Annotated in this window: 22 protein-coding genes; 12 read left to right on the top strand and 10 right to left on the bottom strand. The window is 71.4% G+C overall.

Annotation, left to right across the window (positions count from 1 at the left end):
• Positions 1-56 precede the first annotated feature (56 nt).
• The gene (locus ACTWJ8_RS10255) at positions 57-1,307 is read right to left on the bottom strand and encodes an exo-beta-N-acetylmuramidase NamZ family protein (RefSeq protein ID WP_443263635.1); all 1,251 of its coding nucleotides are present in this window, start codon (positions 1,305-1,307) and stop codon (positions 57-59) included.
• 162 nt (positions 1,308-1,469) lie between these two features.
• Between ACTWJ8_RS10255 and ACTWJ8_RS10250 the strand changes: the two genes are divergently transcribed.
• Together ACTWJ8_RS10250 and ACTWJ8_RS10245 are read left to right on the top strand one after the other, a co-directional pair.
• A complete protein-coding gene (locus tag ACTWJ8_RS10250; protein WP_443263634.1) occupies positions 1,470-3,158 on the top strand; it encodes a class I adenylate-forming enzyme family protein in 1,689 nt (562 codons plus the stop codon).
• A 26-nt stretch (positions 3,159-3,184) separates the two neighbouring features.
• Complete coding sequence (locus ACTWJ8_RS10245; protein WP_356387634.1) at positions 3,185-3,778, top strand: TetR/AcrR family transcriptional regulator; 594 nt, start codon at positions 3,185-3,187, stop codon at positions 3,776-3,778.
• A gap of 13 nt (positions 3,779-3,791) precedes the next feature.
• Here ACTWJ8_RS10245 and ACTWJ8_RS10240 read toward each other — a convergent pair whose 3' ends face one another.
• Positions 3,792-4,820, bottom strand: a complete 1,029-nt coding sequence (locus ACTWJ8_RS10240) for a phosphotransferase family protein (protein ID WP_443263633.1) — start codon at positions 4,818-4,820, stop codon at positions 3,792-3,794.
• Between the two features lie 177 nt (positions 4,821-4,997).
• On the opposite strand from ACTWJ8_RS10240, the gene ACTWJ8_RS10235 reads away from it, so the two are divergent.
• Complete coding sequence (locus ACTWJ8_RS10235; RefSeq protein ID WP_443263632.1) at positions 4,998-5,933, top strand: NADP-dependent oxidoreductase; 936 nt, start codon at positions 4,998-5,000, stop codon at positions 5,931-5,933.
• A gap of 21 nt (positions 5,934-5,954) precedes the next feature.
• Here ACTWJ8_RS10235 and ACTWJ8_RS10230 read toward each other — a convergent pair whose 3' ends face one another.
• From ACTWJ8_RS10230 to ACTWJ8_RS10215, 4 genes are read right to left on the bottom strand one after another with little or no spacing between them, the layout of a single operon-like run.
• Positions 5,955-6,281, bottom strand: coding sequence for a DUF202 domain-containing protein (locus ACTWJ8_RS10230; RefSeq protein WP_356387626.1), 327 nt, complete (start codon positions 6,279-6,281; stop codon positions 5,955-5,957).
• Entirely contained in the window at positions 6,278-6,670 is a 393-nt protein-coding gene (locus ACTWJ8_RS10225) for a YidH family protein (RefSeq protein WP_356387624.1), read from the bottom strand. The genes ACTWJ8_RS10230 and ACTWJ8_RS10225 overlap by 4 nt, the downstream gene beginning before the upstream one ends.
• 39 nt (positions 6,671-6,709) lie before the next feature.
• A complete protein-coding gene (locus ACTWJ8_RS10220; protein ID WP_356387621.1) occupies positions 6,710-7,231 on the bottom strand; it encodes an NUDIX hydrolase in 522 nt (173 codons plus the stop codon).
• A gap of 28 nt (positions 7,232-7,259) precedes the next feature.
• Complete coding sequence (locus tag ACTWJ8_RS10215; RefSeq protein WP_356387618.1) at positions 7,260-8,150, bottom strand: DMT family transporter; 891 nt, start codon at positions 8,148-8,150, stop codon at positions 7,260-7,262.
• Between the two features lie 212 nt (positions 8,151-8,362).
• Here ACTWJ8_RS10215 and ACTWJ8_RS10210 point away from each other — a divergent pair, with 212 nt between their 5' ends.
• Positions 8,363-9,340 carry a hypothetical protein gene (locus ACTWJ8_RS10210; RefSeq protein WP_356387616.1) on the top strand — a complete coding sequence of 326 codons (978 nt, stop codon included), beginning with the start codon at positions 8,363-8,365 and terminating at the stop codon, positions 9,338-9,340.
• Positions 9,341-9,380: 40 nt separating this feature from the next.
• Positions 9,381-10,934 carry an APC family permease gene (locus ACTWJ8_RS10205; RefSeq protein WP_443263631.1) on the top strand — a complete coding sequence of 518 codons (1,554 nt, stop codon included), beginning with the start codon at positions 9,381-9,383 and terminating at the stop codon, positions 10,932-10,934.
• Between the two features lie 116 nt (positions 10,935-11,050).
• Here ACTWJ8_RS10205 and ACTWJ8_RS10200 read toward each other — a convergent pair whose 3' ends face one another.
• The gene (locus ACTWJ8_RS10200; RefSeq protein ID WP_356387610.1) at positions 11,051-12,457 is read right to left on the bottom strand and encodes a GntT/GntP/DsdX family permease; all 1,407 of its coding nucleotides are present in this window, start codon (positions 12,455-12,457) and stop codon (positions 11,051-11,053) included.
• A gap of 72 nt (positions 12,458-12,529) precedes the next feature.
• A complete protein-coding gene (locus ACTWJ8_RS10195; RefSeq protein ID WP_356387607.1) occupies positions 12,530-13,054 on the bottom strand; it encodes a gluconokinase in 525 nt (174 codons plus the stop codon).
• Positions 13,055-13,184: 130 nt separating this feature from the next.
• Between ACTWJ8_RS10195 and ACTWJ8_RS10190 the strand changes: the two genes are divergently transcribed.
• Complete coding sequence (locus ACTWJ8_RS10190; RefSeq protein ID WP_356387604.1) at positions 13,185-13,886, top strand: FadR/GntR family transcriptional regulator; 702 nt, start codon at positions 13,185-13,187, stop codon at positions 13,884-13,886.
• A gap of 32 nt (positions 13,887-13,918) precedes the next feature.
• Here ACTWJ8_RS10190 and ACTWJ8_RS10185 read toward each other — a convergent pair whose 3' ends face one another.
• Together ACTWJ8_RS10185 and ACTWJ8_RS10180 are read right to left on the bottom strand one after the other, a co-directional pair.
• Entirely contained in the window at positions 13,919-14,299 is a 381-nt protein-coding gene (locus ACTWJ8_RS10185; RefSeq protein WP_356387601.1) for a YchJ family protein, read from the bottom strand.
• 25 nt (positions 14,300-14,324) lie between these two features.
• Positions 14,325-15,242, bottom strand: coding sequence for a helix-turn-helix domain-containing protein (locus ACTWJ8_RS10180; protein ID WP_356387598.1), 918 nt, complete (start codon positions 15,240-15,242; stop codon positions 14,325-14,327).
• A gap of 184 nt (positions 15,243-15,426) precedes the next feature.
• Between ACTWJ8_RS10180 and tkt the strand changes: the two genes are divergently transcribed.
• The 6 genes from tkt to gnd are packed head-to-tail and all read left to right on the top strand — an operon-like array spanning position 15,427 to position 23,707.
• Positions 15,427-17,523, top strand: a complete 2,097-nt coding sequence (tkt, locus tag ACTWJ8_RS10175; protein WP_356387595.1) for a transketolase — start codon at positions 15,427-15,429, stop codon at positions 17,521-17,523.
• A 31-nt stretch (positions 17,524-17,554) separates the two neighbouring features.
• On the top strand, positions 17,555-18,688 hold the full coding sequence (gene tal / locus ACTWJ8_RS10170; protein ID WP_443263630.1) for a transaldolase: 1,134 nt from the start codon (positions 17,555-17,557) through the stop codon (positions 18,686-18,688).
• Positions 18,685-20,217 carry a glucose-6-phosphate dehydrogenase gene (gene zwf, locus ACTWJ8_RS10165; protein ID WP_356387589.1) on the top strand — a complete coding sequence of 511 codons (1,533 nt, stop codon included), beginning with the start codon at positions 18,685-18,687 and terminating at the stop codon, positions 20,215-20,217. The genes tal and zwf overlap by 4 nt, the downstream gene beginning before the upstream one ends.
• Positions 20,214-21,155, top strand: a complete 942-nt coding sequence (gene opcA / locus ACTWJ8_RS10160; protein WP_356387586.1) for a glucose-6-phosphate dehydrogenase assembly protein OpcA — start codon at positions 20,214-20,216, stop codon at positions 21,153-21,155. Before zwf ends, opcA begins: the two co-directional genes overlap by 4 nt.
• Entirely contained in the window at positions 21,148-22,800 is a 1,653-nt protein-coding gene (pgi, locus tag ACTWJ8_RS10155; protein ID WP_356387583.1) for a glucose-6-phosphate isomerase, read from the top strand. Before opcA ends, pgi begins: the two co-directional genes overlap by 8 nt.
• 31 nt (positions 22,801-22,831) lie before the next feature.
• The gene (gnd, locus tag ACTWJ8_RS10150; protein ID WP_356387580.1) at positions 22,832-23,707 is read left to right on the top strand and encodes a phosphogluconate dehydrogenase (NAD(+)-dependent, decarboxylating); all 876 of its coding nucleotides are present in this window, start codon (positions 22,832-22,834) and stop codon (positions 23,705-23,707) included.
• Positions 23,708-23,715: the final 8 nt, after the last annotated feature.

Raw genomic sequence — 23,715 nt, 5'->3', positions numbered from 1 at the left:
CCGTGTACGGCCCAGTCAATATCCCGGAACGCCCGTCCCGGATGCCGAGATGGCGGTCACTTGTACATGAGGTATCCGCGGCGGACCGCGCGGAACGCGGCCAGTTCCTCCTGCCACGCGCCGACGATCTCGTCCGTGGAGGCGCCCGCGTCGACCATCGTGCGCACCCGCGTGGAGCCGGTGAGGCGGTCGATCGCGTTGTCCGGGCGCCAGCCGAAGCCCTTCCACGTCTTCTTGGCCGTCACGAGCAGGCCGATGCCGGTCCGCACCGGCTCGAACGCCTCGCGGTCGTCGACGTGGATCTGGACGCCGCCGATCGTCTTGCCCTGGAACTTGGAAAATGTCGGCGCGAAGTACGCCTCCCTGAAGTGCACACCGGGGAGGCCGAGTTCGTTCGCGGCGGCCGCCCAGCCCGCGTCGATGCCCTCGGCGCCGAGCAGCTCGAACGGGCGGGTCGTGCCGCGGCCCTCGGAGAGCAGCGTGCCCTCGAACATGCAGGTGCCGGAGTACACGAGCGCCGTGTCGGGCGTCGGCATGTTCGGGCTCGGCGGCACCCACGGCAGGCCCGACGCGTCGTAGAAGTCGCGCCGCTTCCAGCCGGTCATGGTGACCGTCTCCAGCTCGACGGGGTGCTCCAGGTACTCGCCGTTGAACAGGCGGGCCAGCTCGGTGACCGTCATGCCGTGCGCCTGCGCGATCTCCCTGCGGCCCACGAAGCTCGCGTACTTCCGGTCCAGGATCGGCCCGTACGCGTCGCGGCCGGTGACCGGGTTCGGGCGGTCGAGCACCACGAACCGCTTCCTGGCCAGCTGCGCCGCCTCCATGCAGTCGTAGAGCGTCCAGATGTACGTGTAGAAGCGCGCGCCGACGTCCTGGATGTCGAAGACGATCGTGTCGACGCCGGACTCCGTGAAGATGTCGGCCAGCGCCTGACCGCTCTTCAGGTACGTGTCGTAGACGGGCAGTTTGGTGGCCGGGTCCTCCGTCTTGCCCTCCGAGCCACCGGCCTGCGCCGTGCCGCGGAAGCCGTGCTCGGGCCCGAACACCGCCTTCAGATCGACCCGCTCGTCGGCGTGCATCACGTCGACGATGTGCCGGACGTCGCGGGTGACACCGGTCGGGTTGGTGACCATGCCGACCTTCTGGCCCGCGAGAACCGCGTAGCCGCTGTCCACCAGGCGCTCGAACCCGGTACGCAGGCGGGGACCGCCGATGCCCGGGGCGGCGCTCGCCGTCGCGCCGCCCACGCCCAGGCCACCCGCGACGCCCGCACCCGCCGCGAGCAGCCCTCGTCTCGACACCTTCATGGGTGAACCTCCGTGATCTTCGGGACCGGATGGTCACGCACGCTAGTCGCGGAATGCCCCCCGCGGAACGAGCCGACGCCGTGAAGGTCTTTCCCGGCGACATACCGACTGGTTAGTCTGCCGGGGCAGCCGGAGCATTCGGGGAGCTTTCGAAGGAGATCGATGGTGCACGATTCGCAGGGACAGACCGGTTCGATCTACGCGGCCAGGCCCTGGCTCGCCGTCCTCAACGAGGCCCAGAAGGCCCCGGTCGACCCGGCCGCCACCGTCGTCCACGCGTTCGCCGACGCGGCACGCAGGGCCCCGGACCGCACGGCCCTCGCCTACTTCGACGGCCGCCTCTCGTACGCAGACGTGGACGCGCTCTCCGACTCCGTGGCCGGCCACCTCGCCGCGCGCGGCCTGGAGCGCGGCGACCGTGTCGCGATCATGCTGCAGAACTCGCCGCACTTCGTGCTCGCGCTGCTCGGCGCGTTCAAGGCGGGCGCCGTCGTGGTGCCGGTCAACCCGATGTACAAGGCGGGGGAGGTGCGGCACGTCCTGCACGACGCCGAGGTCACCGGCATCGTCTGCTCGGACCGGGCCTGGGAGTCGTACCTGCGCGAGACCGCGGCCGACTCGCCCGTGCGCATCGCCCTGACCGCCTGCGAGCTGGACCTCCAGACCCGCAACGACGAGCGGGTCCTGAACTTCGAGCGGGTCGAACCGGCGGCGTCCGACGCGGACGACCTCGTCGCGGTCGCGCACGCCGGTCACAAGGCGCCGGAGGGCCGCGAACTCACCGGCGACGACATCGCGTTGATCAGCTACACGTCCGGCACGAGCGGCACTCCGAAGGGCGCCACCAACCTGCACCGCAACATCACCTTCAACGCGGAGCGCCAGCGCACGGGCCTCGGCCTCCCGGAAGGCGCCGTCTACTTCGCACTCGCGCCGCTCTTCCACATCACCGGCATGGTCTGCGAACTGGTCGCCTCCTTCGCCAACGCCGGGACGCTCGCGCTCGCCTACCGCTTCGAGCCGGGCGTCGTCCTCGACGCGTTCACCGAGCACCGGCCCGCGTACACCGTCGGCCCCTCGACCGCCTTCATGGCGCTCGGGGCTCAGCCGCAGGCCACCCGCGAGCACTTCGTGTCGTTCCACTCGATCTCCTCGGGCGGCGCGCCCGTGCCGCCCGCCCTGGTCGAGAAGTTCCGCGCGTCCTTCGGCCCGTACATCCACAACGGCTACGGGCTCACCGAGTGCACCGCGCCCTGCGCGTCCGTGCCGCCGGGCGTCGAGGCGCCCGTCGACCCGGCGTCGGGGACGCTCGCGGTCGGCGTGCCGGGGCCCGACTCGGTGGTCCGGATCGTCGACGACAACGGCGCGGACGTCCCCTTCGGTGAGCAGGGCGAGATCGCGGTCCGCGGCCCGCAGGTCGTGCCCGGCTACTGGCGCCGCCCGGAGGCCACCGCCGAGGGCTTCCCCGACGGGGAGCTGCGCACCGGCGACATCGGCTTCATGGATGCGGACGGCTGGCTGTACGTCGTCGACCGCAAGAAGGACATGATCAACGCGTCCGGGTTCAAGGTCTGGCCGCGCGAGGTCGAGGACGTCCTCTACGGTCACCCGGCCGTGCGCGAGGCGGCGGTCGTCGGCATCCCCGACGCGTACCGGGGCGAGAGCGTCAAGGCGTACGTGAGCCTGCGCCCGGGAGCCGAGGCGAGCCCCGACGAGCTGTCCGCGTACTGCAAGGAACGCCTCGCCGCGTACAAGTACCCGCGCGAGGTGGAGGTCCTTTCCGAACTGCCGAAGACGGCAAGTGGGAAGATCCTCCGGCGGGAACTGCGTTCCCCGTCAGTACGAGGCTGAGAACTACGGAAAGGCAGGTGGCGGCAGTGCCCAGGACGACCGACGGCGACGGCACGCCCGTCCCGCAACGACTCCTCGCGGCCGCCACCCGGCTGTTCGCCGACCGCGGCTACGACCGCACGTCGGTGCAGGAGATCGTCGAGGCGGCGGGCGTCACGAAGGGCGCCCTCTACCACTACTTCGGGTCGAAGGACGATCTGCTGCACGAGGTGTACGCGCGCGTGCTGCGGCTCCAGCAGGAGCGGCTCGACGCGTTCGCGGACCGGGACGAGCCGGTGGACAAGCGGCTGCGGGAGGCGGCGGCCGACGTCGTCGTCACCACCATCGAGAACCTCGACGACGCGTCGATCTTCTTCCGGTCCATGCACCACCTCAGCCCGGAGAAGAACAAGCAGGTGCGGGCCGAGCGGCGCCGCTACCACGAGCGGTTCCGCGCGCTGATCGAGGAGGGCCAGCAGGCCGGGGTCTTCACCACGGAGACGCCGGCCGATCTGGTGGTCGACTACCACTTCGGCTCGATCCACCACCTGTCCACGTGGTACCGGCCGGACGGGCCGCTGACGCCGCAGCAGCTGGCGGACCAGCTGGCCGACCTGCTGCTGCGCGCGCTGCGGCCGTAGCGGCGGGCGGGCCTCAGCCCTGCTTCAGGGTGCGCAGGCCGTGGTCGATGAAGACCGGGACCAGCTCGCCGATGCGGTCGAAGCCGGCGCCGACCGTCTGGCCGAGGGTGTAGCGGTAGTGGATGCCCTCCAGGATCACCGCGAGCTTGAACCAGGCGAAGGCGGTGTACCAGGAGATCGCCGAGACGTCGCGGCCCGAGCGCTCGGCGTAGCGCTCGATCAGCTCGGCCGGGGTCGGGTGGCCCGGCGCGGACGCCGTCGTCGAGATGGGGGAGTCGGGCATGTCCAGCTTCGCGCTGTACATGGCCAGCAGGCCGACGTCGGTGAGCGGGTCGCCGAGCGTCGACATCTCCCAGTCGAGGATCGCCTTGATCCGGTCGACCCCGTCCGGGTCCTGGCGTACGAGGACGTTGTCGAGCCGGTAGTCGCCGTGCACGATCGTCGGCGCGGGCGACGTCGGCAGCTCGCGGCCGAGCGCGGCCTGGAGCTCGTCGATCCCGGCGAGGTCCCGGTTGCGGGAGGCGTCCAGCTGCTTGCCCCAGCGCCGCAGCTGCCGGTCGAGGAAGCCGTCGGGACGCCCGAAGTCACCGAGCCCCACGGCCTCCGGGTCCACGGCGTGCAGGTCGACGAGCGTGTCCACGAGCCCGAGCACGGCGGCCCGGGTCCGCTCGGGGCCGAGCGGCGCGAGCTGGTCGGAGGTCCGGTACGGCGTCCCGTCCACGAACTCCATGACGTAGAACGGCGCCCCCAGCACCTCCTCGTCCTCGCACAGCAGCACCGGCTCGGGCACCGGCACGTTCGTCGGGTGCAGGCCCGCGATCACCCGGTGCTCGCGCTTCATGTCGTGCGCGGTCGCGAGCACGTGCCCCAGCGGCGGCCTGCGCACCACCCACTTCGTGGTCCCGTCGGTCACCTGGTACGTCAGGTTCGAGCGACCGCCCTCGATGAGCCGCCCGGTCAGCGGGCCCGCGACCAGGCCGGGGCGCTCCCGGTCCAGATGGGCGCGCAGCCGGTCGAGGTCGAGGCCTTGGGGGTGACTCATCGCGGTCCTCCGAGAATCCGGGCAACAGTGGTGGACCATCATGCCGACCAGTCGGTATGGCGTCCAGGGTCTCCAGGAAACGTGATCGTTCTTACGGCCTTCCCCGCGCGGCGCCCCGTTGACCCGCCCGGCCCCGCCCCGCATGCCCGCGCCCGCCGCCCGTGGGAGCCTCCGGCCATGAAGGCGATCAGCTACCACTCGTACGGCGGCCCCGAAGTCCTGGAGTACGGCGAGGTCCGCGACCCCAAGGTGGGCCCGGACTCGGTCCTGGTGAAGGTGCGCGCCGCCGCCGTGAACCCCGTGGACCGGCACTGCCGCGCCGGCCACCTGGACGCCCTGCTCGACCCCGTGTTCCCGGTGATCCCCGGCTGGGACGTGTCCGGTGTCGTCGTCGAGCCCGGCGTCGCCGTCACCGAGTTCGAGCCGGGCGACGAGGTGATCGGCTACGTACGGGAGGACTTCCTGTCGCGCGGCACCTTCGCCGAGTACGTCGCCGCGCCCGTGCGCACCCTCGCCCGCAAGCCCCGCAACCTCACGTTCGAGGAGGCGGCGGGACTGCCGCTCGCCGGGCTCACCGCGTACCAGGTGCTGACCGGCGGCCTCGAGGTGCGGGAGGGCGACGTCGTCCTGGTGCACGCGGCGGCCGGCGGCGTCGGCTCGTTCGCCGTGCAGCTCGCCCGGCACTTCGGCGCCCGCGTCATCGGCACCGCGAGCGAGCGCAACCACGCCTACGTGCGCGAACTCGGCGGGGAACCCGTCTCGTACGGGGAGGGCCTCGCCGAACGGGTCAGGGCGCTCGCCCCGGAGGGCGTCGACGCGGCCTTCGACACCGTGGGCGGCGACACGCTGCGGGTCTCCGCCGAACTCCTCGCGCCCGGCGGCCGGCTCGCGTCCATCGCCGACGGCGACGTCGTCGGGCTCGGCGGCCGCTACTGCTGGGTCCGCCCCGACGCCGACGACCTCGCCCGCCTCTCGGCCCTCGCCGAGGCCGACGTGGTGACCGTGCACGTCGACGAGACGCTCCCGCTGCACGAGGCGGCCCGCTCCCACGAACTGATCGAGACCGGCAGGACGAGGGGGAAGATCGTGGTCACGGTCCCGTGGGACGAGTGAGCCTTCCAAGCCGTCCGGGCGTCACACGATCAGGGCCGCCGCGCACAGCGTGATCGCCACCGTGCACAGCGCGGCCGTCGCGGCCTGCCGCCGGGTCATGACGGGCGGCGCCGCCTCGTTCCGCGCGAGCCCGGTGATCCGCTGGTGCGCGACCGCCACGAACCCCAGCCAGAGCAGCAGGCACAGCGCCGTCGCCACGAACCGGACCACGCCCGCGTCGCTCGCCAGCGTCGCCTTGAGCGCGAGCACCGCGGCGACCGTGCCCGACAGCGTCGTACGCCGCCACGCCAGGCGGGTCCGCGCGGGCTGAAGTCCCGGGTCCCGGGAGGGCGGCGCCGCCTCGCTCACCCCTCCCACCCCACGAACACGATGACGACCATGGCCACCGAGACCAGGGCCACCACCACGCCGAGCACCGCGGGGAACCGCGACACCGGCAGGTCCTCGCCGCGCCGCATCGCCAGCTCGCTGCGCACCCAGTGCCCGACGGCCCGCAGCGAGCACAGCGCGCCCGCCCCGAGCAGCGCGAGCGCGAGCCCGACCCGCCAGCCCCAGCGCAGGTCCGGCAGGAACTGGTCCACGGCGAAACCGCCGCCGATCAGCGCGAGCGCGGTGCGCACCCAGGCCAGAAAGGTGCGCTCGTTGGCGAGCGAGAAGCGGTAGTCGGGAGTGTCGCCCTCCTCCCGGATCCGCTCGGGAGCGAACCAGAGCCGGATACTGCGTACGAAATCGATCACGCGCGGCACATTACCTTCAGGCCACTCCGGGCCCCCGGCTCACCTGTGCGCCTTCCACCGCTCGTACGCGGCGAGCCCGTCGGGCGTCCAGTCCCACTCGCCGATCCGCCGCTCCAGCTCGGCCGGGCTCAGAAAGGCGTGCCAGTCGATCTCCTCGGCCTGCGGGCGCACCGGCAGATCGAAGACGACCTCGTAGACGTACGACCACCAGGACTGGCCGGCATCGCCCTCGTACAGGAACTTGAACAGCGGCGTCGGCTGCGGCAGGCCGCTCACGCCCAGCTCCTCCTCGGCCTCGCGCAGCGCCGCCGCGTCGTACGTCTCGCCCGCGCCGACGACCCCGCCGACGAACATGTCGTAGTGCGAGGGGAAGACCAGCTTGGTGGGGGTGCGGCGGTGCACGAAGATCTCGCCCGCCGGGTTTCTGGCGAGGATGAAGGCGCAGCGGTGGCGCAGGTTCCGCGCGTAGGCCTCGCCGCGCGGCGACTGCCCGACGACACGGTCCTGCTCGTCGACGATGTCGAGGATCTCTTCCGAGGGGTTCACTCCGGCGGGGTTCATACCCCGCAGGTTAGAGGGACCGGAAGGATCAGAGCGGCGCCCCGACCCGGTCCCTGCCGGTCGTCGCCGTCCCCGGCATCGCCGGGTGCAGGCCCAGCAGGACGACGCCCACCACGACCCCGGCGAGCCCCGCCGCCTCCCACGCGAGCGCCGCCGTGTCCGTGCGCAGCCGGTCGCCGAGGAAGCCCACGCCGCACGCGATCCCGGCCAGCGGCTGCGCCGCCGTCAGCGCGGGCAGCGACATCCGCAGCGGCGCCGTCTCGAACGCGCTCTGCACCAGGACGAGCCCCGTCACCCCGAGCACGAGCACCCCGTACGGCTGCCAGCCGCCGAACAGCTCCGCCCAGCCGCCTGCGGAGAACCGCTGACCGCTCACCCGCGTCAGCGCGTCCTGCACCCCGTACAGCATCCCCGCCGCGACCGCGAGCAGCGCGGGGCCCGCGCTCAGCCGGGACCGCTTGGCGAGCGCCGCGAGGCCCAGCGCCCCGCCGACCATCACGCCGATGATCAGCCAGTGCCGCAGCGGATCGGTGACCGCGCTGCCGCCGTGCGGCTGCCCCGCCACGATGAACGCCGTGACGCCGCCCGCGAGCAGCAGCAGACCCGCCCAGCCCTGCCGGCCCAGCGGCTGTCTCGTCTGCCGCCGCGAGAGCAGCAGGGCGAACAGCAGATTCGTCGCGAGCAGCGGTTCGACGAGGGTCACCTCGCCCCGCCCGAGCGCTATGGCGCCGAGCACCATCCCGCACACCATCAGGCCGATCCCGCCGAGCCAGCGCGGCACCCGCATCAGGTCGAGCAGCAGCCGGGGCGAGAGGAAGTCACCGAGCGGGGCCCGCGCCGCCGCGTTCTGCTGGAGGACGAAACCGATGCCCAGACAGAACGCCGCGCTCACGGCGAGGACGAGGACGACTACGGACACGCTCCCGACGATAGCGGCCGCCGGGACCCACCGCGCGCGAGCGCACCCGCCCGTGCGTACCACGCCCTAACTCGCCAGCGTTTTCGGCGAGTTGGTGAGCTGTGTCACCGATCGCCCTTGACGCGGACACCTCCGGACCGGTTTGCTGTGCGTGATCATCGACCCGCCGTCCACCCCACCCACATCTGAAGATTCGTAAGGACCCCGCCGCGGTGCCCCCACCCCCGCCTCCGCTCGGGCGCTCCCGCAAGAAGCCCGCGCACCCGCACGTCTTCGGCGACCCCGCGCTCGACGACACCGAGCTGGTCGCCGCCCGATCCGCCCTCGCGCGAGGACGCTGGACCGAGGCCCGCTCCCTGCTCCGCGCCACCGGCTCCGACTGGGACCTGCGCGGCCACCGCGTCCTCGGACTCGCGGGCGAACCCACCGCACGGATCTGGGCCCGCGACTGGCTGCTCGCCGAACCCGACTCCACGGACGCCGTCGTGCTGCTCGCCGTCGCGGGCGTGGTGCGCGCCGTCGAGGGCCACAGCCGTCCCGAGAAGGCGCGCGCCGCCTGCGCCGAAGCGGCGGAACGCGTGCCCGACGACCCGACGCCCCTGCTCGGACTGATGCTCCTGGAGCGCGAGTTGGGCAGCGAGGAGGACGTCGTACGGCTCTTCGACGAGGTCAGGCTGCGGCATCCGGGCCACCACCACGCGCACCACCTGATGGTCGCCCGGCTCGCCGAGCGCCGCGCCGACGTCGGCCAGGACCCGCTGCACGAGGTGTACGACTTCGCGTCCTGGGCCACCGAACAGGCCCCGCCCGACTCGCCGCTGGCCGTGCTGCCGGTCGTCGCGCACGCCGAGCGCTACCGGGTGCTCGCCCGCGCCGGAGTCCTCGCCGACGACCCGAAGGCGTCCGGGCACTGGTCGGGGCGGCGGGCCCGCGGCGTCCTGAAGGCCGCGTTCGACTGGTGGCTGGAGTGGGGCGCGGCCCGCGAGCGGCCCGACGCGCCGCACCCGCGCGGCCGCATCGACCTCAACTACCTGGCACACGCGAAGTACTGCGAGGGCCGGCCCGCCGAGGCCGCCGCCCTCTTCCACCGGATCGGGCGGCACAGCACGCCGCACCCCTGGTCGTACCCCGACCGCGATCCCTACGAAGCGTTCCGGGTCGCGCGCGGCGCCGCGCTCGGCTCGGTGTAGCACCGCACGTCACACCTCACCAAGGAAGGGACCTCCGCCCATGAGCGCCAGCGAGAGACCGCCCGAGGCCACGAAGGACCCGGCCATTCACACGTACCTGGGCGAGACGAGCGCGCTGCGGGCCGGGCGGCTCGGCACGGCGGGGCTGCTGCTCTCCGTGCTGGCCGCGACCGGGCCGCTGCTCGTCGTCGCGGGCGTCATGCCGACGACGTTCGCGGTGATGGGGGTGGTCGGCATGCCGCTCCTCTTCCTCCTCCTCGGCGTCGTCCTCGCCCTCTTCAGCGTCGGCTACGCGGAGTTGAGCCGGCACGTGCACAACGCCGGCGCCTTCTACGCGTACATCGCCCGCGGCCTTGGCCCGACGGCCGGCTCCGCGGCGGCCCTCGTCGCGCTCGTCGCCTACAGCGCGCTCCAGGTCGGCATCTACGGCCTGTTCGGCTACGAGGTCGCGGGGCTCGCCCAGCAGTATCTGAGCGTCGAACTCGCCTGGTGGATACCGGCGTTGGTGGCGGTGCTCGCCGTCGGCGCGCTCGGGCTGCTGAAGATCGACGTCAACGCCAAGGTGCTCGGCGTGCTGCTCCTCATCGAGGTGGCCGTCGTGGTCGTCTTCGACATCGCCGCCATCGGCGACCCCGGCGCCCAGGGCCTGTCCCTGCACGCGTTCAACCCGGAGACCCTGTCGGGCGTCGGGCTCGGCACGGCGCTGTGCTTCTGCATCGCCGCGTTCACCGGCTTCGAGCAGGCGCCGGTGTACGCGGAGGAGACGAGCAGGCCGCACGTCCTGGTGCCGCGCGTGATGTTCCTCGCCGTCGGCGGCGTCGCCCTGTTCTTCGCCTTCAGCTCGTGGGCGATGACGGTGGCCACGGGCCCCTCCGGCATCGTCGGCGCGGCCCGCAAGCAGTCGGCGGGGCTCCTCTTCGGGCTCACCGAGGACCGGCTCGGCGGCGCGTTCACGGACGTCGTCCACGTCCTGTTCGTGACCGGCATGTTCGCGGCGCTGCTCAGCTTCCACAACGTGGTGGCGCGGTACGCGTTCGCGATGGGCCGTGAGGGGCTGCTGCCCGCCACCTTCGGCCGGACGAACACGGTGAGCGGGGCGCCGGGCACGGGCTCGGTGCTCCAGTCGGTGATCTCGCTCGTCGCCGTGATCGGCTTCGCGGTGGCCGACGACGGGCCCTTCGGCGACCCGACGGCGCCGGTGCTGCACCTGTTCACGTGGGGCGGCAACGTGGGGGCGCTCGGCGTCATCGTCCTGATGGCCACGGCGTCCCTCGCGGTCATCGTCTTCTTCGCCCGCCGCGGCGCGGCGGCGGCCCAGGCGTGGCGTCTCGCGGCCTCCGCGGTGGCGGGCCTCGCCCTCCTCGTGATCGCCGTCTACACGGTCAAGGACTTCGACGTCCTGGTCGGCTCGGGCCCCGACTCCGCCCTCAACTGGCTCCTCCCCGGCCTGATCGCCCTGGCCGCGCTCGCAGGCGCCGTCCACGGCGTCCTCCTGCGACGCCGTTCCCCCCAGGCACACGCCCGCATCGGCCTGGGCAACGAGGCCTTCCAACTGGACCAGAAGTCGACCCGATCAAGCCCCTCCGGCGATTGAGGAGCGGGGTCCGGGGCGGAGCCCCGAGGCCGTGACACCGCTGCCGCACAACACAACGGCGATGGGCGCCCACCGAGTGGTGGGCGCCCATCGCCGTCGTAGGGTGCGGTCGGCCGCTAGATCACCAGCGACAGCAGCAGCACCAGCGCGCCTGCCACGACGGAGATGATCGTCTCCATCACGGACCACGTCTTCACCGTCTGACCGACGCTCAGCCCGAAGTACTCCTTCACGAGCCAGAACCCCGCGTCGTTGACGTGGCTGAAGAACAGCGAACCCGCGCCGATGGCGAGCACGAGCAGCGCCGTGTGCGAGTCGCTCATGTTGGCCGCGAGGGGCGCGACCAGACCGGCGGCGGAGACCGTGGCGACCGTCGCCGAACCCGTGGCGACGCGGATGACGACCGCGATGAGCCAGGCGAGCAGCAGCGTCGGGAGACCCCAGTCCTTGGAGATCTCCATGATCATCTCGCCGACGCCGGAGTCGACCAGGGTGCCCTTGAAGCCACCACCGGCACCGACGATGAGCAGCACGCCCGCGATCGGCGCGAGGGACTTCTCGGTGGTGGCGAGGAGCTTGCCCCGCGTGAAGCCGGCAGGCCGGCCCAGCGTGAACATGCCGACGACGACGGCGACGAGCAGCGCGATCATCGGGTTGCCGACCACGTCGAAGACGCGCTGGACGGTGGCGTCCGGGTTGTCCACGATGACGTCGACGAGCGCCTTGGCCAGCATCATCACGACCGGGAGCAGGATCGTCGCGACGGCGGCGCCGAAGCTCGGACGCTTCTCCAGGTCGTCGGAGGCGCGGGCCGGGATCATCTTCTCGGGGGCCTGGACGTCGACCCACTTGGCCGCGTACTTCGAGAAGACGGGTCCCGCGACGATCACCGTCGGGATGGCGACGAGGATGCCGAGGGCCAGCGTGAGCCCGAGGTTGGCGTCGACCGCGTCGATGGCGACGAGCGGGCCGGGGTGCGGCGGGATCAGACCGTGCATCACGGAGAGGCCCGCGAGGGCCGGGATGCCGATCCGCATCAGCGAGTAGTTGCCGCGCTTGGCGACCATCAGGACGACGGGGATCAGCAGGACGATGCCGACCTCGAAGAAGAGCGGCAGGCCGATCACGGCCGCGATGAGCACCATGGCCCACGGCATGGCCCTGCCACCGGACTTGCCGGCCTTGGCGAGGATCGTGTCGACGATCTGGTCGGCGCCGCCGGAGTCGGCGAGCAGCTTGCCGAGGATCGCGCCGAGCGCGATGAGCACGCCGACGCCCGCGACGGTGTCGCCGAGCCCGCCGCTGAAGCTTTCGATCACCTTGTCCAGCGGCGCCCCGGCGAACGCGCCGAGCGCGAGCGAGCCGATGGTCAGCGCCAGGAAGGCGTGCATCTTGAACTTGGTGATGAGCAGGACGATGACGGCGATGCCCGCGAGCACGGCGATCCCGAGCTGGGCATGGCCCGCGGACGTGATCGGCTCGACGGTGTCCGCTGCCAGCATCTCGACGCTGAGTCTGGTCACGGTCTTATCCCTTGAACGAGTGGGGGGGGGAGGACGGGGGGAACTTGCCGGTGTGGGGTTCCGGTGCGGGGGTTACGGCGTCGCGGCGGTGGAGTCGAGCTCCGCCAGGGCCGCGACGGCCCGGTCCGCGATCTCCTCGGGCGTGCCCGAGACATCGACGGCCACGCCTGCCTCGTCCGCGGCGAGCGGCTGGAGCGTGGCGAACTGCGAGTCGAGCAGCGACGTGGGCATGAAGTGCCCCTCCCGATGACCCATCCGGTCCTCGATCAGCTCGCGCGAGCCGGTGAGGTGGACGAAGACGGCGCCGGGGGCCTCGGCGCGGAGGCGGTCGCGGTAGCTGCGCTTGAGGGCGGAGCTGGAGACCACCCCGCCGAGTCCCGCGCGGCTGTGCGCCCAGCGGCCGATGGCGTCGAGCCAGGGCCAGCGGTCCTCGTCCGTCAGGGGGGTGCCGGCCGACATCTTCGCGATGTTGGCCTCGGGGTGGAAGTCGTCGCCCTCGGCGTAGGGGACGCCGAGCCGTTCGGCGAGCAGGGGACCGATCGTGGTCTTGCCGGTTCCTGCGACGCCCATGACCACGACGACGTGGGGGGTGCTCATCGGGTACTGCCTCGTTTCGCTGTCTTCGTCGACATCGCTGTGACACCACACTGAAACTCAATAGGTCTGATTAATTCAAGAGGGTGTGACATAAAAGTCAGACCATTGAGTCCGGCGCTAGGGTTGTCCCATGACCACAGAGGGCCGGGGCCTGCACGCCCGCGTACTGGACAGCCTCGGGCCCGCGATCACGGCCGGCGAGTACCCCGCCGGTAGTGTCCTGCGCACGGATGAACTCGCTCAGCGGTTCGAGGTGTCCCGCTCGGTCATGCGGGAGGCGGTGCGCGTCCTGGAGTCGATGCACCTCGTGGCCTCGCGGCGGCGGGTCGGCGTCACGGTGCGGCCCGCGGAGGAGTGGAACGTCTACGATCCGCAGGTCATCCGGTGGCGCCTCGCGGGCTCCGACCGGCCGCGGCAGCTGCGCTCGCTGACGGTGCTCCGTTCGGCGGTGGAGCCGGTGGCGGCGGGCCTCGCGGCGCGGAACGCGAGCGCGGAGCAGTGCGCGGCGCTCACCGAGTGCGCGCTCGGCATGGTGGCGACGTCACGCGGTCAGCAGCTGGAGGCCTACCTCGGCCACGACGTCGAGTTCCACCGCATCGTCCTGAATGCGTCGGGCAATGAGATGTTCGCCCACCTCGGCGACCTGGTGGCGGAGGTCCTCGCGGGCCGCACCCACCACCAGGTGATGTTCGAGGACCCGGACCCGGCGGCGGTCAGCCTGCACGTCAAGGTCGCGGAGGCGGTGCGGGAGCGGAACGCGGAGCGCGCGGAGGAGCTGACGCGCGAGATCGCGGTCGGCGCGCTGCAGGAGCTGGACATCCTCGCGCCCTGAACTCCCGCGAACTCCCGCGCCCCGCACGGGGGTTACTCGACGAAGTCGCCGTCGACGTACACCCACGCGCCGTCCACCCGGGAGAACCGGCTGCGCTCGTGCAGCACACCGCCCCGGTAGTGGGCGCGGAAGGTGACGGTGCCGCGCTGGTGGAAGGCGGAGCCGTCCGTCGCCTCGACGATCTCGAGCCCGGCCCACCTCGGCGCGTCCGCGAAGTCGATGCCGGGCGGCCGGGTGTCCGGGTGCCAGGTCCGCAGCAGATACGGCCCGTCCTGCCGCACGAACGCGGCGTACCGGGACCGCATCAGGGCCTCGGCGGTGGGGGCGGCGGCGCTGCCGGAGTGGTAGCGCCCGCAGCAGTCTTCGTACGGGGCCGGGAGCCCGCAGGGGCAGGCGGGGGAGGTGCGTGACATGGGGTCATTGTGCCAACGGGACAGCTCACGCCTGTTCGGCCCTGAACCCCGCGGGTGACACCCCCACATGTTGCTGGAAGAACTTCGAGAAGTTGGCCGAGTCCGCGAAGCCGACCGCCACCCCGATGCGCCCCACGGGCAGTTCCGTGTGCGCCAGCATCCGCTTCGCCTCCAGGACCACCCGCCGGTCGATGAACGCCTTCGGGGTGAGACCCGTCGCCGCCCGCACCGCCCGGACCAGCGTGCGGCGCGAGTACCCCAACTCGTCGGCGTACGCGCTCACGCTGTGGTTGGACGTGAACCCCTGCTCGACCGCCGTGCGGAACCGGGTGAAGGTCGTGTCCTGCTGCGGCGTCCCGTCGTCCTCCGCCGCGGCCTGCGCCGACACATGCGCCACCCGCAGCATCAGCGCCGTCAGGGTGTGCCGCAGCACCGCCGTGTGCAGGCTCAGGGGCAGCGTCGACGTGTCCAGGTACTCGCGCCGCAGCTGCACCAACGAGGCGTCGATCGCGGCGAGTTGGTCCGGATCGGGGTGGAGCAGCGGCGGCCGGTCGTAGCGGTAGAGCCCGGTCGCCTCGACGATGGCCCGCGGCAGGAACCCCGGCTGCATGGTGAGCGCGGTGCCGACGTACGGCTCGTCCGTCGAGAACCCGTGCACCTGGCCCGGCCGGATCCACAGCACGTCCCCGGCCCCCACCTCGTACTCCGTGAAGTCGATCATGTGGTGGACCGGGCCCTCGCGGAAGAACAACAGGACGTGGAAGTCGATGCGGTGCACGCGCCGCGAGAGGCCGACGCCGCCCGCCCACGGACCCTCCGAACCCATCGGTCCGACCTGGATCCCGACGCCCGAGAGGCTCGCGCTCGGGTCGAACGGATACGTGCGGATGTGCGCCCCCGATCCCAGATGTGCGCTCGTCTGTGAGGGGTCCTGCTCCGTCATCCACTGTCCTTGGCTCGGCCCGTTGTGCGTGTCCCATTTTCACCGAACGCTGGCACGGGGGCACCTGTCGAGCCAAAAGTATGACCTTTACATTCGTAGGTGGTTCGACCTGGGACTTTGGGCCCGGTCGGGCGGTGCCTTTCGGCACCTCGGCAGGACAACGGATGCGAAGGAAGCTGTACAGATGAGCACGCAGACACCGGACGGACTCGACCCCTTCGAGGCCCCCTTCGAGTGGACCGAAAGCGACCAGCGTGCCGTCGACACCGCGCGCCTCCTCGCGGCGGACGCCGTGCAGAAGGTCGGCAACGGTCACCCCGGCACCGCCATGAGCCTCGCCCCGGCCGCGTACACGATCTTCCAGAAGGCCATGCGGCACGACCCGGCCGACCCGGAGTGGACCGGCCGCGACCGCTTCGTGCTCTCGCCCGGCCACACCAGCCTCACCCTCTACACCCAGCTCTTCCTCTCCGGCTACGAGCTGGAGCTCGACGACCTGAAGGCGTTCCGCACGCAGGGCTCGAAGACGCCGGGCCACCCCGAGTACGGCCACACCGCAGGCGTCGAGACCACGACGGGTCCGCTCGGCCAGGGCGTCGCCAACGCCGTGGGCATGGCGATGGCCGCCCGCTACGAGCGCGGCCTCTTCGACCCGGAGGCCCCCGAGGGCACCAGCCCCTTCGACCACACCATCTGGGCGATCGTCTCCGACGGCGACCTGGAGGAGGGCGTCTCCGCCGAGGCCAGCTCCCTCGCGGGCCACCAGAAGCTCGGCAACCTCGTCTTCGTCTACGACGACAACCACATCTCGATCGAGGGCGACACCGCGACCGCGTTCTCCGAGGACGTGCTGAAGCGCTACGAGTCGTACGGCTGGCACGTGCAGCGCATCGAGCCGACCGCCGAGGGCGACGTCGACCCGAAGGCCCTGTACGAGGCGCTGGCCGCCGCCAAGGCCGTCACCGACAAGCCGTCGATCATCGCGATGCGCACGATCATCGCCTGGCCCGCCCCGAACGCCAAGAACACCGAGGCCTCCCACGGCTCGGCGCTCGGCGCCGAGGAGATCGCCGCCACGAAGAAGGTCCTCGGCTTCGACCCCGAGCAGTCCTTCATCGTCGAGGACGAGGTCGTCGCGCACACCCGCAAGGCCCTGGACCGCGGCGCCGAGGCGCACGCCGCCTGGGACAAGAAGCTCGCCGAGTGGCGCGGCGCCAACCCGGAGCGCTCCGCGACCCTCGACCGCGTGCTCGCGGGCCGTCTGCCCGAGGGCTGGGAGGACGCGCTGCCCGTCTTCGAGACCGGCACCAAGGTCGCCACGCGCGCCGCGTCCGGCAAGACCCTCCAGGCGCTCGGCCCGGTGATCCCCGAGCTGTGGGGCGGCTCCGCCGACCTCGCCGGCTCGAACAACACCACCATCGACAAGACGTCGTCCTTCCTCCCGAAGGGCAACCCGCTCCCGGAGGCCGACCCGTACGGCCGCACCGTGCACTTCGGCATTCGCGAGTTCTCGATGGCCGCCGAGATGAACGGCATCGCGCTGCACGGCAACACCCGCATCTACGGCGGCACGTTCCTCGTGTTCTCCGACTACATGCGCAACGCCGTCCGCATGTCCGCCCTGATGCAGCTCCCGGTCACCTACGTGTGGACCCACGACTCCATCGGCCTCGGCGAGGACGGCCCGACCCACCAGCCCGTCGAGCACCTCGCCGCGCTGCGCGCCATCCCCGGCCTGAACGTCGTCCGCCCGGCCGACGCCAACGAGACCGCCATCGCCTGGCGCGAGATCCTGAAGCGTGGAACCGAGAAGCCCGCCCCGCACGGCCTGGCCCTCTCCCGCCAGGGTCTGCCCACGTACGAGGCCAACGACGACGCGGCCAAGGGCGGTTACGTCCTGGTCGAGGCGTCGAAGGAGACCCCGGACGTGGTCCTCATCGCCACCGGCTCCGAGGTCCAGCTCGCCGTCGCCGCCCGCGAACAGCTGGAGGCCGAGGGCATCGCGACCCGCGTCGTCTCCATGCCGTCCGTCGAGTGGTTCGAGGAGCAGGACGCCGACTACCGCGCGTCCGTCCTGCCGCCGTCCGTCAAGGCCCGTGTCGCCGTCGAGGCCGGCATCGCCCTGACCTGGTACCGCTACGTCGGCGACGCCGGCCGCATCGTCTCCCTGGAGCACTTCGGCGCCTCCGCCGACGCCGGCACCCTGTTCGCCGAGTTCGGCTTCACCGCCGAGAACGTCGCCGCCAAGGCCAAGGAGTCCCTGGCCGCCGCCCGCGCCTGACCCTTACGCAAGCACGTACGTACGAAAGAAGATGAAGCAGACCATGAGCAACGCCGTCGCCCCCCTCAAGGCCCTTTCCGACGAAGGCGTTTCCATCTGGCTGGACGACCTGTCCCGCACCCGCATCGAGTCCGGCAACCTCGCCGAGCTCATCGCGGACAGCCACGTCGTGGGTGTCACGACGAACCCCTCGATCTTCCAGGCCGCCATCGGCAAGGGCGAGGGCTACGAGGAGCAGCTCGCCGACCTGGCCGTCCGCAAGGTCACCGTCGACGAGGCCGTCCGCATGATGACCACGCAGGACGTGCGCGCCGCCGCCGACATCCTGCGCCCGGTGTACGACGCCACGAACGGCCGTGACGGTCGCGTCTCCATCGAGGTCGACCCGCGCCTCGCCCACAACACCGAGGCCACCATCGCCGAGGCCAAGCAGCTGGCCTGGCTCGTCGACCGCCCCAACGTGATGATCAAGATCCCGGCCACCCTCGCGGGCCTCCCGGCGATCACCGAGGTCATCGGCCTCGGCATCTCGGTCAACGTCACGCTGATCTTCTCCCTCGACCGCTACCAGGCCGTCATGGACGCCTACCTGGCGGGCCTGGAGAAGGCCCACGAGCGCGGCATCGACCTCTCCTCGATCCACTCGGTCGCCTCCTTCTTCGTCTCGCGCGTCGACGCCGAGATCGACAAGCGCCTCGACAAGATCGGCACGGACGAGGCCAAGAACGCCAAGGGCAAGGCCGCGCTCGCCAACGCGCGTCTCGCCTACGAGGCCTTCGAGCAGGTCTTCGGCTCCGAGCGCGCCACCAAGCTGGAGGCCGCCGGCGCCAACAAGCAGCGCCCGCTGTGGGCCTCCACCGGCGTCAAGGACCCGGCGTACAAGGACACCCTGTACGTCGACGAGCTGGTCGCCCCCGGCACCGTCAACACCATGCCCGAGGGCACCCTCAAGGCCACCGGCGACCACGGCGAGATCACCGGCGACACCGTCACCGGCCGCTACGAGCAGGCCCGCGCCGAGCTCAAGGCCGTCGACGCGCTCGGCATCTCGCTCGACGAGGTCACCCAGCAGCTCGAGGACGAGGCCGTCGCCAAGTTCGAGGCCGCCTGGAACGACCTGCTCTCCACCGTCTCCTCCCGCCTGACGGAGGCTGAGTCCAAGTGAGCTCCACTGCTTGGCAGAACCCGCTGAGGGACCCCCGCGACCGGCGCCTGCCGCGCATCGCGGGCCCCTCCGGGCTCGTCATCTTCGGCGTCACGGGCGACCTGTCCCGCAAGAAGCTGATGCCGGCCGTCTACGACCTCGCCAACCGCGGCCTGCTGCCGCCGGGCTTCTCGCTCCTCGGCTTCGCCCGGCGTGAGTGGGAGGACCAGGACTTCGCGCAGGTCGTCCACGACTCGGTCAAGCAGCACGCCCGCACCCCCTTCCGCGAGGAGGTCTGGCAGCAGCTCGCCGAGGGCATGCGCTTCATCCCCGGCGACTTCGACGACGACACCGCGTTCTCCCAGCTGCGCAGCGCCGTCGACGAGCTCGACGAGAAGCGCGGCACCAGCGGCAACTACGCGTTCTACCTCTCCGTACCGCCGAAGTTCTTCCCCAAGGTCGTCCAGCAGCTCAAGAAGCACGGCCTCGCGGACGCCCCCGAGGGCTCGTGGCGGCGTGCCGTCATCGAGAAGCCGTTCGGCCACGACATGGAGTCGGCGCGCGAGCTGAACGCGATCGTGCACGACGTGTTCTCGCCCGAGCAGGTCTTCCGCATCGACCACTACCTCGGCAAGGAGACCGTCCAGAACATCCTGGCGCTCCGCTTCGCCAACCAGATGTACGAACCCATCTGGAACCGGTCGTACGTCGACCACGTGCAGATCACGATGGCCGAGGACATCGGCATCGGTGGCCGCGCCGGCTACTACGACGGCATCGGCGCCGCCCGCGACGTCATCCAGAACCACCTGCTCCAGCTGCTCGCCCTCACGGCGATGGAGGAGCCGGCCGCGTTCGACGCCGAGTCGCTGGTCAACGAGAAGCTCAAGGTCCTCAAGTCCGTGCGGCTCCCCGCCGACCTGGAGAACTCCACCGTCCGCGCCCAGTACGCGGCCGGCTGGCAGGGCGGCGAGAAGGTCCGCGGCTACCTCCAGGAAGACGGCATCGACCCCAAGTCGAAGACCGACACCTACGCCGCCGTGAAGCTGGAGATCGACAACCGCCGCTGGGCGGGCGTCCCGTTCTACCTGCGCACCGGCAAGCGCCTCGGCCGCCGCGTCACCGAGATCGCCGTCGTCTTCCAGCGCGCCCCGCACTCCCCGTTCGACTCCACCGCCACCGAGGAACTCGGCCAGAACGCCGTCGTCATCCGCGTCCAGCCGGACGAGGGCATGACGGTGCGCTTCGGATCCAAGGTGCCGGGTACGTCGATGGAGATCCGCGACGTGTCCATGGACTTCGCCTACGGCGAGTCGTTCACCGAGTCCAGCCCGGAAGCGTATGAACGACTGATCCTGGACGTGCTGCTGGGCGACGCCAACCTCTTCCCGCGCACGGAGGAGGTCGAGGAGTCCTGGCGCATCCTCGACCCCGTCGAGGAGCACTGGGACAAGGTCGGAAGGCCCGCCCAGTACGCCTCGGGCAGCTGGGGCCCGAGGGAAGCGGACGAGATGCTCGCACGAGACGGACGGAGCTGGCGCAGGCCATGAGGATCGACCTGACCGACACCACGGCAAGCAAGATCAACAAGGCGCTCGTCGAAGGGCGCCGGGCCATCGGGACGCCCGCCGTGGGCATGGTCCTGACGATGGTCATCGTCACGGACGAGGAGAACGCGTACGACGCGACGAAGGCCGCCCAGGAGGCGTCCCGCGAGCACCCCTCGCGCACCCTCGTCGTCATCCGGCGCACCAAGCGGCTGCCCCGCGACCGGCACGGCAACCGCCTCGACGCGGAGGTCAGGGTCGGCTCCGAGGCCGGCACCGGCGAGACCGTGATCCTGCGCCTGTACGGCGAGACCGGCCAGCACGCCGACTCCGTCGTCCTGCCGCTGCTGCTGCCCGACGCCCCGGTCGTCGTGTGGTGGCCCGTGGACGCCCCCGACGAGCCCGCCAAGGACCCGCTCGGCGCCCTCGCCGCCCGCCGCATCACCGACCTGTACGCCGACGAGGACGCGCTCGCCGCCCTCGACCGGCGCGCCGCCCACTACGCGCCCGGCGACACCGACCTGGCCTGGACCCGGCTCACCCCGTGGCGCTCCATGCTGGCCGCCGCCCTCGACCAGGCGCGCGCCGACGTGGTGTCCGCCGCCGTCGAGTCCGAGGCCGGCAACCCCAGCGCCGAACTGCTCGCACGCTGGCTCGGCGCCCGGCTCGGCGTCCCCGTCGAGCGCGTCACCACCCCGGGCCCCGTCGTCACCGCGGTCCGCCTCGGCACGCCCGGCGGCGACATCCGCATCGACAGGCCCGAGGGCCCGCTCGCCACGCTGACCCTGCCGGGCCAGCCCGAGCGCACCCTCGCCCTCAAGGTCCGCTCCACCGCCGAGCTGATCGCGGAGGAACTCCGCCGCCTCGACGCCGACGAGATGTACGCGGTCGCGCTGCAAGCCGGCACCTCCGCACCCAAGGAGTCCGTTCAACATGCCTGACAGCACCCCCTTCCTCACCCGCCGCCCGCAGTGGACGGCCCTCGAGGACCACCGCGCGAAGTTCAACGGCACGCACCTGCGCGACCTCTTCGCGAAGGACCCGCAGCGCGCCGAGCGCTACACCCTGAACGTCGGCGACCTGCACATCGACTACTCGAAGCACCTGGTCACGGACGAGACCCTCGCCCTGCTCCAGGAACTGGCCACCGCCACCGACGTGTTCGGGCAGCGCGACGCCATGTTCCGCGGCGACAAGATCAACACGACCGAGGACCGCGCCGTCCTGCACACGGCCCTGCGCGCCCCGGCCGACGCCGTGATCGAGGTCGACGGCGAGAACGTCGTGCCGAAGGTGCACGCCGTCCTCGACCAGATGGCCGTCTTCGCCGACCGGATCCGTACGGGGGAGTGGACGGGCCACACCGGCAAGCGGATCAAGAACGTCGTCAACGTCGGCATCGGCGGCTCCGATCTCGGCCCCGCCATGGCCTACGAGGCCCTGCGCCCGTACACCGCCCGCGACCTGACGTTCCGCTTCGTCTCGAACGTCGACGGCGCCGACCTGCACGAGGCCGTCCGCGACCTCGATCCGGCAGAGACGCTCTTCATCATCGCGTCCAAGACCTTCACGACGATCGAGACGATCACCAACGCGAAGGCCGCCCGCGCCTGGCTCCTCGACGGGCTCGGCGGCGACGACAAGGCCGTCGCCAAGCACTTCGTGGCCCTGTCGACGAACGCCGAGAAGGTCTCCGAGTTCGGCATCGACACGGACAACATGTTCGCGTTCTGGGACTGGGTCGGTGGCCGCTACTCCTTCGACTCCGCCATCGGCCTCTCGCTGATGATCGCGATCGGCCCCGACGCCTTCCGCGAGCTGCTCGACGGCTTCCGCCTCGTCGACGAGCACTTCCGCACGGCCCCCGCCGAGGCCAACGCGCCGCTGCTGCTCGGCCTCCTGGGCGTCTGGTACGGCAACTTCCACGGCGCGCAGTCGCACGCGGTGCTCCCGTACTCGCACTACCTGTCGAAGTTCACCGCCTACCTCCAGCAGCTGGACATGGAGTCCAACGGCAAGTCGGTGGACCGCGAGGGCCGCGGCGTCGAGTGGCAGACGGGCCCGGTCGTCTGGGGCACCCCCGGCACCAACGGCCAGCACGCCTACTACCAGCTCATCCACCAGGGCACGAAGCTGATCCCCGCGGACCTCATCGGCTTCGCGCAGCCGGTCGGCGAGCTGAGCGAGGACCTCAAGGGCCAGCACGACCTGCTGATGGCCAACCTGTTCGCGCAGGGCCAGGCCCTCGCCTTCGGCAAGACCGCCGACGAGGTGCGCGCCGAGGGCGTCGCGGAGGAGCAGGTCGCCCACCGCACGTTCAAGGGCAACCACCCCACCACGACGATCCTGGCCCGCGAGCTGACTCCCTCGGTCCTCGGCCAGCTCATCGCCCTCTACGAGCAGAAGGTCTTCGTCCAGGGCGCCATCTGGAACATCGACTCCTTCGACCAGTGGGGCGTCGAACTCGGCAAGGTCCTCGCCAAGCGCGTCGAGCCCGCGCTGACCGAGGGCGCCGAGGTCCCCGGCCTCGACGCGTCCACGCGGTCCCTGGTCAACACCTACCGCGCGCTGCGCGGCCGCAACTAGCCCTTACCAGCACGGAAAGTAGTGAACTGACATGCAGCTCGGTCTCATCGGTCTCGGCAAGATGGGCGGCAACATGCGCGAGCGCATCCGCCGCGCAGGCCACGAGGTCGTCGGCTACGACCGCAACCCCGAGGTCTCGGACGTCGCCTCCCTCGCCGAACTCGTCGAGAAGCTCGAAGGCCCGCGCGTGGTCTGGGTGATGGTTCCGGCCGGCGCCGCCACCCAGTCCACGGTCGACGAGCTGAAGGAGCTCCTCTCCGAGGGCGACGTCGTCGTCGACGGCGGCAACTCCCGCTGGACCGACGACGAGAAGCACGCCGAGGAGCTGGCGGCCAAGGGCATCGGCTTCGTCGACGCCGGTGTCTCCGGCGGCGTCTGGGGCCTCGAGAACGGCTACGCCCTGATGGTCGGCGGCTCGGACGAGAACGTCGCCCGCGTGAAGCCGATCTTCGACGCCCTCAAGCCCGAGGGCGACTACGGCTACGTCCACGCCGGCAAGGTCGGCGCGGGCCACTTCTCCAAGATGGTCCACAACGGCATCGAGTACGCCATGATGCAGGCCTACGCCGAGGGCTGGGAGCTCCTGGAGAAGGTCGACTCCGTGGACAACGTCCGCGAGGTCTTCCGCTCCTGGCAGGAAGGCACGGTCATCCGCTCCTGGCTGCTCGACCTCGCCGTCAACGCCCTGGACGAGGACGCCCACCTGGACAAGCTGCGCGGCTTCGCGGCGGACTCCGGCGAGGGCCGCTGGACCGTCGAGGCGGCCATCGACAACGCGGTGCCGCTCCCGGCGATCACGGCCTCGCTCTTCGCCCGCTTCTCCTCCCGCCAGGAGGACTCCCCGCAGATGAAGATGATCGCCGCTCTGCGCAACCAGTTCGGCGGCCACGCGGTCGAGTCCAAGTAACCCGGCCC

The sequence above is a fragment of the Streptomyces sp. SDT5-1 genome (assembly GCF_052245995.1).
Lineage (GTDB): Bacteria > Actinomycetota > Actinomycetes > Streptomycetales > Streptomycetaceae > Streptomyces.
This window is presented reverse-complemented; position numbering and strand designations above follow the sequence as displayed.

Bases quoted from the DNA above. Each gene is read 5' to 3' on its own strand.
- ACTWJ8_RS10255 (WP_443263635.1), bottom strand. From the start codon at position 1,307: ATGAAGGTGTCGAGACGAGGGCTGCTCGCGGCGGGTGCGGGCGTCGCG.
- ACTWJ8_RS10250 (WP_443263634.1), top strand. From the start codon at position 1,470: ATGGTGCACGATTCGCAGGGACAGACCGGTTCGATCTACGCGGCCAGG.
- ACTWJ8_RS10240 (WP_443263633.1), bottom strand. From the start codon at position 4,820: ATGAGTCACCCCCAAGGCCTCGACCTCGACCGGCTGCGCGCCCATCTG.
- ACTWJ8_RS10235 (WP_443263632.1), top strand. From the start codon at position 4,998: ATGAAGGCGATCAGCTACCACTCGTACGGCGGCCCCGAAGTCCTGGAG.
- ACTWJ8_RS10220 (WP_356387621.1), bottom strand. From the start codon at position 7,231: ATGAACCCCGCCGGAGTGAACCCCTCGGAAGAGATCCTCGACATCGTC.
- ACTWJ8_RS10205 (WP_443263631.1), top strand. From the start codon at position 9,381: ATGAGCGCCAGCGAGAGACCGCCCGAGGCCACGAAGGACCCGGCCATT.
- ACTWJ8_RS10195 (WP_356387607.1), bottom strand. From the start codon at position 13,054: ATGAGCACCCCCCACGTCGTCGTGGTCATGGGCGTCGCAGGAACCGGC.
- ACTWJ8_RS10190 (WP_356387604.1), top strand. From the start codon at position 13,185: ATGACCACAGAGGGCCGGGGCCTGCACGCCCGCGTACTGGACAGCCTC.
- ACTWJ8_RS10185 (WP_356387601.1), bottom strand. From the start codon at position 14,299: ATGTCACGCACCTCCCCCGCCTGCCCCTGCGGGCTCCCGGCCCCGTAC.
- ACTWJ8_RS10180 (WP_356387598.1), bottom strand. From the start codon at position 15,242: ATGACGGAGCAGGACCCCTCACAGACGAGCGCACATCTGGGATCGGGG.
- tkt (WP_356387595.1), top strand. From the start codon at position 15,427: ATGAGCACGCAGACACCGGACGGACTCGACCCCTTCGAGGCCCCCTTC.
- tal (WP_443263630.1), top strand. From the start codon at position 17,555: ATGAAGCAGACCATGAGCAACGCCGTCGCCCCCCTCAAGGCCCTTTCC.
- opcA (WP_356387586.1), top strand. From the start codon at position 20,214: ATGAGGATCGACCTGACCGACACCACGGCAAGCAAGATCAACAAGGCG.
- pgi (WP_356387583.1), top strand. From the start codon at position 21,148: ATGCCTGACAGCACCCCCTTCCTCACCCGCCGCCCGCAGTGGACGGCC.
- gnd (WP_356387580.1), top strand. From the start codon at position 22,832: ATGCAGCTCGGTCTCATCGGTCTCGGCAAGATGGGCGGCAACATGCGC.